11 protein-coding genes are annotated in these 10,246 nt (G+C 71.1%); all 11 read left to right on the top strand.

What is annotated here, in order from left to right:
• The first annotated feature begins 10 nt into the window (after nt 1–10).
• Nucleotides 11–1,261, top strand: coding sequence for a putative lipid II flippase FtsW (ftsW, locus tag ABXS86_RS04390; RefSeq protein WP_307210406.1), 1,251 nt, complete (start codon nt 11–13; stop codon nt 1,259–1,261).
• A gap of 85 nt (nt 1,262–1,346) precedes the next feature.
• The gene (locus tag ABXS86_RS04385) at nt 1,347–2,420 is read left to right on the top strand and encodes a UDP-N-acetylglucosamine--N-acetylmuramyl-(pentapeptide) pyrophosphoryl-undecaprenol N-acetylglucosamine transferase (protein WP_154095844.1); all 1,074 of its coding nucleotides are present in this window, start codon (nt 1,347–1,349) and stop codon (nt 2,418–2,420) included.
• A gap of 222 nt (nt 2,421–2,642) precedes the next feature.
• Nucleotides 2,643–4,049, top strand: coding sequence for a UDP-N-acetylmuramate--L-alanine ligase (gene murC / locus ABXS86_RS04380; protein ID WP_353665740.1), 1,407 nt, complete (start codon nt 2,643–2,645; stop codon nt 4,047–4,049).
• Nucleotides 4,050–4,051: 2 nt separating this feature from the next.
• Nucleotides 4,052–4,978, top strand: a complete 927-nt coding sequence (locus tag ABXS86_RS04375; RefSeq protein WP_307210410.1) for an FtsQ-type POTRA domain-containing protein — start codon at nt 4,052–4,054, stop codon at nt 4,976–4,978.
• 151 nt (nt 4,979–5,129) lie between these two features.
• Nucleotides 5,130–6,317 carry a cell division protein FtsZ gene (gene ftsZ / locus ABXS86_RS04370; RefSeq protein ID WP_144827957.1) on the top strand — a complete coding sequence of 396 codons (1,188 nt, stop codon included), beginning with the start codon at nt 5,130–5,132 and terminating at the stop codon, nt 6,315–6,317.
• Between the two features lie 66 nt (nt 6,318–6,383).
• Nucleotides 6,384–7,070, top strand: coding sequence for a YggS family pyridoxal phosphate-dependent enzyme (locus ABXS86_RS04365; protein WP_307210413.1), 687 nt, complete (start codon nt 6,384–6,386; stop codon nt 7,068–7,070).
• Nucleotides 7,071–7,101: 31 nt separating this feature from the next.
• Entirely contained in the window at nt 7,102–7,572 is a 471-nt protein-coding gene (locus ABXS86_RS04360) for a cell division protein SepF (protein ID WP_144827952.1), read from the top strand.
• 2 nt (nt 7,573–7,574) lie between these two features.
• Nucleotides 7,575–7,877, top strand: coding sequence for a YggT family protein (locus ABXS86_RS04355; protein ID WP_154095839.1), 303 nt, complete (start codon nt 7,575–7,577; stop codon nt 7,875–7,877).
• 134 nt (nt 7,878–8,011) lie between these two features.
• Entirely contained in the window at nt 8,012–8,644 is a 633-nt protein-coding gene (locus ABXS86_RS04350; RefSeq protein WP_353665739.1) for a DivIVA domain-containing protein, read from the top strand.
• Nucleotides 8,645–8,653: 9 nt separating this feature from the next.
• Complete coding sequence (lspA, locus tag ABXS86_RS04345; protein WP_353665738.1) at nt 8,654–9,238, top strand: signal peptidase II; 585 nt, start codon at nt 8,654–8,656, stop codon at nt 9,236–9,238.
• A gap of 1 nt (nt 9,239) precedes the next feature.
• On the top strand, nt 9,240–10,163 hold the full coding sequence (locus ABXS86_RS04340; protein ID WP_353665737.1) for an RluA family pseudouridine synthase: 924 nt from the start codon (nt 9,240–9,242) through the stop codon (nt 10,161–10,163).
• Nucleotides 10,164–10,246 lie beyond the last annotated feature (83 nt).

The following is a 10,246-nucleotide window of genomic DNA, read 5'->3' as shown; positions in this document are numbered from 1 at the left end:
GAGGACACGCGTGACCACGACGGCGCCTCGTCCGCGGCAGAGCCCCGACGAATCCGCGCGCGCGGGTCTCGCGGCCCGCGTCTCGCTGGGCCGGGCCTTCCGCCCGGTGCCGAGCGAGTTCCTCCTCATCGCCTCCGCCGCCCTGCTGCTGACCGGATTCGGCCTGGTCATGGTGCTCTCGGCGACCTCGGCGCTCGACAACGGCCAGACGCCGTTCGACCACGTGCTCAAACAGGGCATCTTCGCCGTGATCGGCATCCCGCTCATGTTCGTTTTGAGCCGGATGCCGATGCAGTTCTGGAAGCGCGTGGCGTGGCCCGTGCTGATCTTCGCCACGGCGTTCCAGATGCTCGTGTACGTGCCGGGGCTCGGTATCGCGTCGTACGGAAACCGCAACTGGGTCAACATCGCGGGCTTCCAGTTCCAGCCCGCGGAGTTCTTGAAGCTGGCCCTGGCGCTGTGGATGGGCGCCGTGCTCTACCGCAAGCGTCATCTGCTGACCTCGTGGAAGCACGTGCTGATCCCGGTGGTGCCCGTCACGGTGCTCGTCATCGGCACCGTGCTCGGCGGAAAAGACCTCGGCACGGTGATGATCCTCGTGCTCGTGGTGCTGGGCGCCCTCTTCTTCGCGGGCATCAAGCTCCGCATGTTCGTGGTGCCCGCGGTCCTGGCGGTCGCGGTCGTGCTCGTGTCGGCCATCGGCAGCGAGAACCGCATGGCCCGTATCACGAGCCTGTTCAACCCCGACGACGCGTCGTGCTACTACACCTCGTGCTACCAGTCGCTGCACGGCATCTGGGGGCTCGCGAGCGGGGGCCTGTTCGGTCTAGGCCTGGGCAACTCGAAGGAGAAGTACGACTGGTTGCCCGCCGCCGCCAACGACTACATCTTCGCCATCATCGGCGAAGAGCTCGGACTCATCGGGTGCATCGTCGTACTCGTGCTGTTCGCGATCTTCGCGGTGGGGGCGTTCCACATCATCCGTCGCACCGACGACAACTTCGTGCGCATGGTCGCCGGTGCGATCACGCTGTGGATCGTCGGCCAGGCCCTGGTCAACATCGGCGTGGTGCTGCGCATCTTCCCCGTGCTCGGTGTGCCCCTGCCCTTCATGTCGCAGGGGGGAACCTCGCTGCTGTCGGTGCTGATCGCGTGCGGCGTGCTGCTGTCGTGCGCCCGCACGCTGCCCGACCGCCGCACCGAGGTCGTCTCGGCGCCGCGAGCGCCGCGCCGTGGGGCGGCCCCGCGCTCGCGCGGCTGAGCATTTTGCGACGAAGCCCCGTGCCCGCTTGCGTGGCCGGGGCGCCCGGGGCGGGAACACCCCGCGACCTGGTTAGGGTCGTACGGTGACGACTTACCTCCTCGCCGGCGGCGGCACCGCCGGGCACGTGAACCCCCTGCTGGCCGTCGCGGACGGTCTCCGCGCGCGCGACGCTGCGGCCGACGTGCTGGTGCTCGGCACCCGGGAAGGTCTCGAGGCGCGGCTCGTGCCCCTGCGCGGCTACGAACTGCTGACGGTCGCCAAGGTGCCCTTCCCGCGTCGGCCCGACCGGGCCGCGGTGGCGTTCCCGGTGCGTTTCGTGCGCGCGATCTCTCACGTGCGGCGCCTCATCCGCGAGCGCGGAGTCGACGTCGTGGTGGGCTTCGGCGGCTACGCGGCGGCGCCGGCATACCTCGCCGCGCGGGCCGAGCGCGTGCCGTTCGTCGTGCACGAGGCGAACGCGAAGCCGGGCCTGGCCAACGTGCTGGGCGCGCGGTCGGCCGCGGGTGTGGGCGTCGCATTCGCCGGAACCCCTCTGCGCGGTGCTCGCGAGGTCGGGATGCCGCTGCGTCGCGAGATCGTCGAGCTCGACGCCACGGCCCTGAAGACCGAGGCGGCCGCGCACTTCGGGCTCGACGCGGCAGCGCCCACGCTGCTGGTGTTCGGCGGTTCGCTCGGCGCGCTGCGACTGAACACCGCGTTCGGGGGTGCGTGGCAGGACGTGCTCGACGCCGGGTGGCAGCTGCTGCACGTCACCGGTCAGAACTCCGACCTGCCCGATCCGGGCGTCGAGGGGTACGCCGTCGTGCGCTACGTCGACCGGATGGACCTCGCCTTCGCCCTCGCCGACTTCGTCGTATCGCGCTCGGGCGCAGCGACCGTCAGCGAGATCAACGCCCTCGGCATCCCCGCCGTCTACGTGCCGTACGCGGTCGGCAACGGCGAGCAGAGCCTCAACGCCGCCGCGGCCGTGCGCGCGGGTGCGGCGCTGCTCATCGCCGACGCCGACCTCACGCCGGAGCGGGTGCGCGCCGAGATCGTTCCGCTGCTCGCCGACGACGACCGGCGCGGCGCTATGCGGGCCGCGGCCGCGCGCACCGGCATCCGCACCGGTACTGAGAACGTGATCGCCCTGGTCGACGAGGCCCTGGCGCGCTGAGCCCCCGCCCCACCCGTGGTCCCCGGTCCGCCCCGGCCCTGCCGTCCTGCGGATTCCGCGCCCGACGCGCCGTCCCGGGACGCGGGACCCGCGGCGTGTCGACGGTCGACTCCGCAGGACGGTGCCCGCCCCGACAGCGCCGCCGCCCCGGATCACCCGGCGCCCCGCCCGCCAGCGCGCCGAGGCCGACGCGCAGGATCGGCGACGTAAACTCGCTACGCCATGATCAGACCCGACCTGAGCCTCCCCATCCCCGAGACCATCACCTCCGCGCATTTCATCGGCGTGGGGGGATCGGGCATGTCCGGACTCGCCCGCATGTTCCTCGACCGCGGCATCCGGGTCTCCGGCTCCGACCGCTCCGATGGCGCGGCCCTGCGCGACCTCGCCGCCCGCGGCGCGACGGTGCACGTCGGTCACGACGCGGCTCACCTCGGCGACGCCGACACCGTCGTGCACACCGGGGCGATCTGGCCCGAGAACCCGGAGTTCGTCACCGCCAAGGAGCGCGGGCTGCACGTGATCCACCGCTCGCAGGCCCTGCACTGGCTCATCGGCGGGCGCCGCCTCGTGTCGGTCGCGGGTGCGCACGGCAAGACCACCTCGACCGGCATGATCGTGACGGCCCTGCGCGCCCTCCAGGTCGACCCGACCTTCGTCAACGGCGGCGTCATCGCCGACCTGGGCGCCTCCAGCGGCACGGGCTCCGACGACCTCGTGGTGATCGAGGCCGACGAGTCCGACGGCACGTTCGAGCTCTACGACACCTCCGTCGCGCTGATCACGAACGTCGACCCCGACCACCTCGACCACTACGGCTCGCGCGACGCGTTCGACGCCGCGTTCGCCCGTTTCGCGAACGCCGCCCGCGAGGCCGTCGTCATCTCGGCCGACGACCCGGGCGCCCGGTCGGTGCGCGAGCGCATCACCCACGCGCACGTGGTCACGTTCGGCGAGGACGCCGCAGCCGACGTCCGTCTCAGCGGCATCCGCACCGACGGCCCCGTCGCCTTCACCCTCACCGCCGACGGCGAGAGCGTCGACGTGCAGCTGCGCGTGCCCGGCGCCCACAACGCGGTCAATGCCGCCGGCGCGGTCGCCGTGCTGCGCGTGCTCGGGCACTCCCTCGCCGACGCCGCGCGCGCGGTCGAGGGCTTCGGCGGCACGGTCCGTCGCTTCGAGCTGCACGGCGTGCAGCACGGGGTCAGCGTCTTCGACGACTACGCGCACCACCCCACCGAGGTCGCCGCGGCCCTCTCCGCCGCCCGCACCGTCGTGGGCGAGGGGCGCATCATCGCGATCCAGCAGCCCCACACGTACTCGCGCACGCAGGAGATGTACCGCGAGTTCGCCGAGGTGCTCGAGTCGCACGCCGACCACACGGTCATGCTCGACGTGTACGGCGCGCGCGAAGACCCGGTGCCCGGGGTGACGGGAGAGCTGGTGAGCGGTGCGTTTGCCGACCCCGCGCACGTGCACTACGTGCCCGACTGGCAGCAGGCGGCCGACTACACCGCCGGCATCGCCCGCCCGGGCGACTACGTCATCACCCTCGGCTGCGGCAACGTGTACCAGATCATCCCGCAGGTGCTCGACGCGCTGTCGCGCACCGAGGCCGCGGCGGTCTGATCGTGGAGCGGCCCTCGCCCCTACCGTCGACTCCGGCCTCCGCTCGCCCGGCAAAGACCCCGCGCGAGCCGGTCGCCGCGCCGACGGCCGACGAGACCGCTCCGATCCTCCCTCTCGCGCGCACCGAGGTTCCTCCCGTCGACGAGCGGGTTCCGGATGCCGAGGGCGCGAGCCTGCGCGACGTCTGGCGCGCGTCGAGGGCGCGTCGGCGTGCCCTCTCGGCCGAGGTGCGTCGGTTCACCGTGCGCCAGCGCCGTCGTCGCCGCGTGTGGATCGGCGTGGGTGCGGCGTTCCTGGTGATGGTGCTGGGCACCGCCGGCGCGGCGTACAGCCCGCTGTTCGCGGTCGAGCAGATCGACATCGAGGGCGCGTCGTCGCTCGACGTCGCCGCCGTGACCGACGCTCTCAGCGGCCAGATCGGCACTCCTCTCGCCATGGTCGACGACAGTGCGGTCAAGGCCGCGCTCGTGCGCTTCCCGCTCGTGGAGTCGTACACGCTCGAGGCGCGTCCTCCGCACGACCTGGTGGTGCGCATCGTCGAGCGCACGCCGATCGGGGCGATCCAGGGCCCGGCGGGCTTCACGGTGGTGGATGCCGCCGGCGTCGCCCTGTCGACCACGCCCGAGGCTCCGGCCGGTCAGCCCGTGCTCGACATCGCGGGCGGTCCCGACTCCGCGGCGTTCCGTGCGGCGGGCCGGGTCGTCCGGGCTCTCCCCGACACCGTGCGCGCGCAGGTGACCGCGGTGTCGGCATCCACCCCCGACGACGTCACGCTGACCCTGGGCGCCACCGGGTCGCGTGTGGTGTGGGGGAGTGCCGACCGTTCGGCCGAGAAGGCGATCGTGCTCGACCGGTTGATGGCCAAGAGCCCGCCGGATCGCGTCAAGGAGTACGACGTGACCTCGCCCGAAGCTGGCGTCGTCCGCTGATATCCCAAGCGATCCTCCGACACTCCGCGTGTCGGTCCCGTGGCGTGCGCGCGGCGACCTACCTTCAACTTAAGGAATTGCATACCGGGCAATTCTTTAACCCTCAACATGAGGTTTAGAGTTTCGGGTTCGGGGACAAACGGAGGCCGGCATGAGCCACAACCAGAACTACCTCGCCGTGATCAAGGTCGTCGGTGTGGGCGGGGGCGGCGTCAACGCCGTCAACCGCATGATCGAGCTCGGCCTGCGCGGCGTGGAGTTCATCGCGATCAACACCGACGCGCAGGCGCTGCTCATGAGCGACGCCGACGTCAAGCTCGACGTCGGTCGTGAACTGACGCGCGGCCTGGGTGCCGGCGCCGACCCCGAGGTCGGCCGACGCGCCGCAGAGGACCACGCGGAGGAGATCGAAGAGGCCCTGCGCGGCGCCGACATGGTCTTCGTCACCGCGGGTGAGGGCGGCGGAACGGGCACCGGCGGTGCTCCCGTCGTCGCCAAGATCGCCAAGTCGATCGGCGCACTGACCATCGGTGTCGTCACCAAGCCCTTCTCGTTCGAGGGTCGTCGTCGTCAGAGCCAGGCCGAGGCGGGTGTGGGCCGACTGAAAGAAGAGGTCGACACCCTCATCGTCGTCCCGAACGACCGCCTGCTCGAGATCAGCGACCGCGGCATCTCGATGATCGAGGCGTTCGCCACGGCCGACCAGGTGCTGCTCGCCGGTGTCCAGGGCATCACCGACCTCATCACGACCCCCGGTCTCATCAACCTCGACTTCGCCGACGTCAAGTCGGTCATGCAGGGCGCCGGCTCCGCCCTCATGGGCATCGGCTCGTCCCGCGGGGCGGATCGCGCCATCAAGGCCGCCGAGCTCGCCGTCGAGTCCCCGCTGCTCGAGGCCTCGATCGAGGGTGCGCACGGCGTGCTGCTGTCGATCCAGGGCGGCTCGAACCTCGGCATCTTCGAGATCAACGACGCCGCCCAGCTGGTGAAGGAAGCGGCTCACCCCGAGGCCAACATCATCTTCGGTACGGTCATCGACGACACCCTCGGCGACGAGGTGCGCGTGACCGTGATCGCGGCCGGCTTCGACGGCGGCGAGCCCTCGCTGCGCATCGACGCGGTCGGCGCCCAGCGTCCGGCATCCGCCCCGGTCGTCCCCGTCATCCCCGCCGAAGAGGTCGCGCGCGACCTCGACGCGGCCGAGGAGCAGAAGGGCTCGACCGAGCGCGCGCCCGAGCGTCGCCCCGAGCCCGCGCCGGTCACCGCCCGCGTGCCCGAGACCTCGTACGACGCCGGCTACGCCGACGACGACCTCGACGTTCCGGACTTCCTCAAGTAAGCACGACCGCCTCGACGCGAGCGGGTCCGGTCTCACCGGGCCCGCTCTCGTCGTCGAAGGAGCCCCATGGACACCGCCCTGGCCGACCGCCTCGCCGCCGTCGACGAGCGCATCCGCGACGCCGCCCGCGCGGCCGGACGCGACCTCGACGAGATCACGCGCATCGTCGTGACGAAGTTCCACCCCGCCGCGCTGGTCACCGATCTGTACGAGCTGGGCGTGCGACACGTCGGCGAGAACCGACAGCAGGAGCTCACCGCCAAGCGCGCCGAGCTCGACGGCATCCGGGATCTCACCTGGCACTTCATCGGCCAGGCGCAGACGAACAAGGCCCGCGCGGTGCGGGCGTCGGCGGATGCCGTGCACTCGGTCGACCGCGCGCGCATCGCCGACGCGCTGCACGCAGCGGATCCGGATGCCGCCCCCCTCGACGTGCTCGTGCAGGTCAACCTGACCGACGACCCGGGCCGTGGCGGGGTCGACCCCGACGGCGTCAGTGCGCTCGCGACGCACGTGGCGGGCCTGTCGAGCCTGCGACTGCGGGGCGTGATGGCCGTCGCCCCCCTCGACGAAGAACCCGCGCGGGCGTTCGAGCGCCTCCGTCGCTGCGCCGACGCGACACGCGCGGTCGTGAGCGACGCGACGTGGATCTCGGCCGGCATGACCGGCGACTTCCCCGAAGCGATCGAGATGGGCGCGACACACCTGCGGATCGGCTCTGCAATCACGGGCCCGAGACCCGCGCGCCAGTAGCCTCGAACCAGACGAGCGAACGGAGGATGCGATGTCGAACCCCCTGAAGAAGACCATGGTGTACCTGGGCCTCGCCGACGAGGAAGAGACCTATGAGGAGACCGCGCCGCAGCCCATCGCGCGCAAGCAGGCAGCGCCGGCAGCTCCGGTCGAGAAGGCCGCGCCGGTGACCCCCCTGCACCGTCCCACCGTGGTGCGCCAGCCCTCGGTCGGACCCGTGAGCGAGATCCTCACGGTGCACCCCAAGCAGTACCGCGACGCGCAGCTGATCGCCGAGAACTTCCGCGAGGGAATCCCGGTCATCATCAACCTGTCGCAGATGAGCGACGCCGACGCGCGTCGCTTGATCGACTTCGCGAGCGGACTCTCGCTCGGACTGTACGGCCGCATCGAGCGGGTGACGAGCAAGGTGTTCCTGCTCTCGCCCGAGAACATCGCCGTGTCCGGCGACGGTGCGATCGCGCAGGCCGACCCCGAGGGTGCGCCCTTCGCGTCCCAGTAACAGTGGCCGTCCTGAGCCTCATCGGCTCCATCCTCAGTGCGATCCTGTTCGTCTACATCGTGTTCCTGCTCGCGCGCCTGGTGCTCGAGTACATCCCGATGTTCAACCGTGAGTGGCGTCCCCGTGGCGCCACCCTCGTGATCGCCGAGATCGTCTACACCGTGACCGATCCGCCCATCAAGCTGATCCGTCGCGTCGTCCCACCCCTGCGCATCGGGGGGATCGCGATCGACTTCGGTTTCGCGATCGTGATGTTCGTCTGCTTCCTGCTGCTGAGCGTCACGCGGTCCCTCGCGGCCGCGTAACGCCCTCACCGCCGCCCTTCGTCCGTGCCCTTCGACACCGACGGAGGGCGGCGGCTATGCTGTTCCGAAGCGGTACGCCCCGGTGCGACACCCCCATACAGTTCCGATTCAGAGCTCTCGAAAGAGGAAACACCATGGCACTGACCCCCGATGACGTCGTCACCAAGCAGTTCCAGCACGTTCGCTTCAAGGAGGGTTTCGACCCCGATGAGGTCGATGACTTCCTCGACGAGATCGTCGTGGAGTGGCGCAAGACCATCGCCGAGAACGATGAGCTGAAGACCAAGCTCGCGGCGTACGAGTCGGGCGAGGCCGCCCCCGCCACCACCGAGGCCCCCGTCGCCGAGGCCCCCAAGGCCGAGGAGCCCAAGGCCGAAGAGGCCGCTCCGGCCCCCGTCGCCGCTCCGGTCTCGGCTCCCGCGTCGTCGGACGTCGAGCCCGCCGCGCAGAGCGCCGGCATCATCGAGCTCGCGCAGCGTCTGCACGACGAGCACGTCGCCGAGGGCAAGGCCCAGCGCGACCAGCTCATCGGCGAGGCGCAGGCCCAGGCAGCCTCGATCGTCGCCGAGGCCGAGCAGAAGGGCCGCGAAGAGCGTTCGCGTCTCGAGAAGGAGCGCGTGACCCTCGAGGCCCGCATCACCGAGCTGCGCAACTTCGAGCGCGACTACCGCTCGCAGCTGCGTTCGTACATCGAGGGCCAGCTCCGCGACCTCGACACCAACGCGTCTTCCTCGGGCTCGACGCCGGTGTCGGCGATCGGTCTGTAGGCCGACTCTTTGCGCAGTCGATCACCCCTGCGTTCGGCGGCGGCCGGCATCATCATCGCGATCCTCGCGGTGCTGGTGCTGGCCGCCGACCAGTTGGCGAAGACCGCCGCGATTGCCTCGCTCCCCGCTGAGCGCGTCGTGCCGGTCATCGGCGAATTCCTGCAGTTCTACCTCGTCCGCAACCCCGGAGCGGCGTTCTCGCTCGGCGAGAGCGTCACGTGGTTGTTCACCATCGCGCTGGCCGTCGTGGCCTGCGTGATCATCTACCTCGGCATCCGGCGCGTGCGCTCGCGCCTGTGGGCCGTCGTGCTCGGCCTTCTGCTGGGCGGCGTGCTCGGCAACCTGACCGACCGGCTCGTACGCGAGCCCGGTTTCCCGGTCGGACACGTCGTCGACTTCATCTCCACGCCGTGGATGATGCCCGCCATCTACAACGTGGCCGACATGTTCATCGTCACGATGATGATCTCGGTCGCGCTGCTCGTGCTGTTCGGCCTGCGTCTCGACGGCACCCGCGAGACCCGTGCCTCGCGCGCCGCCGAAGCCGACGCGTCCGACGACGTCGCCGCGCCATACGACCCGGGCACCCGCTGACATGGAGTCGCGGAGCCTGCCCGTCCCCGACGGGCTCGAGGGAACGCGCATCGACCAGGCGCTCGCCAAGATGCTCGGCTTCTCGCGCACATTCGCGGCCGAGGTCGCCGACGCCGGGGGAGTGAGCGTCGACGGACGCGTCGCCGGCCGCAGCGACCGCCTGCACGCGGGCGCGTGGTTGAGCGTCGAGTGGGAGCCCAAGCGCGACCCCGAGATCGTTCCGGTGGAGGTGCCCGACCTGGGCATCGTGCACGACGACGACGAAATCGTCGTGGTCGACAAGCCCGCGGGTGTCGCCGCTCACCCCTCCGTGGGGTGGGAGGGCCCGACCGTGCTCGGCGCCCTCGCCGCCGCCGGATTCCGCATCGCCACGAGCGGCCCGGCCGAGCGCCGCGGCATCGTGCACCGGCTCGACGCCGGCACGAGCGGTCTGATGGTGGTGGCCAAGACCGAGCGCGCCTACACGCTCCTCAAGAGCGCGTTCAAGGAGCGCGAGGTCGACAAGATCTACCACGCCGTGGTGCAGGGGCACCCCGATCCTCTCGCCGGCACGATCGACGCGCCGATCGGACGGCATCCGCACCACTCGTGGAAGTTCGCCGTGACCCCCGACGGCAAGGACTCGATCACCCACTACGAGACCCTCGAGGCTTTCCCGCGCGCATCTCTGCTCGAGATCCACCTCGAGACCGGGCGCACGCACCAGATCCGCGTGCACATGGCCGCGCACCGGCATCCGTGCGCGGGCGATCCGCTCTACGGCGCCGATCCGACGCTGTCCGCGCGCCTCGGCCTCACCCGCCAGTGGCTGCACGCGCATCGGCTGGCTTTCACGCACCCGGGCACGGGGGAGCGGGTCGAGTTCGAGTCGCCCTACCCGGCCGACCTCGCGCACGCGCTCGACCTTCTCGGCGACGGCGTCTGATCCCCGCTCGACCGGCGCCGACACGCCGCCGGCGCTGACGCGACGCAGTCCGACGCGCCCGGTGAACACCCGCGAGCAGGGAG

Source organism: Microbacterium sp. che218 (genome assembly GCF_040436305.1).
GTDB classification, from domain to species: Bacteria; Actinomycetota; Actinomycetes; order Actinomycetales; family Microbacteriaceae; genus Microbacterium; species Microbacterium algihabitans.
This window is presented reverse-complemented; position numbering and strand designations above follow the sequence as displayed.